This window comes from Caballeronia sp. ATUFL_M2_KS44 (assembly GCF_023630965.1).
Classification (GTDB): domain Bacteria; phylum Pseudomonadota; class Gammaproteobacteria; order Burkholderiales; family Burkholderiaceae; genus Caballeronia; species Caballeronia concitans.
Window position 1 is genome coordinate 1 of record NZ_JALQEA010000096.1, and the last position, 275, is coordinate 275.

Here is a 275-nt window from a genome sequence, read left to right on the forward strand (position 1 = left end):
GATCCGAGCCGTCCCACAAACATCAGCGTGCCGAGACCGGTGAGCACCCCGATAAGGATGAACGAGATCATCAGGTGTTTGGTGATCGGAATGCCCGCAGACCGGGCGGCAGCGCGATTGCCGCCGACTGCGTAGACATGGCGTCCCCATACCGTATTGCTGAGCATCCACGAGAGTACGGCTGCGGCCACCAGCGTAATGGCCACCGGCATGGGCAGACCCAGATAGGAGAGCGTCGACCAGGAGAGGAGGGCGACACTGGCGAAGCCTAAGGC

At 62.5% G+C, this 275-nt stretch carries 1 protein-coding gene; it reads right to left on the bottom strand.

Going from position 1 to position 275, the window contains the following annotated elements; genetic code table 11:
• On the bottom strand, positions 1 to 275 hold a 275-nt coding region (locus tag NCR39_RS29540; protein ID WP_502800297.1), incomplete at both ends, for an ABC transporter permease subunit.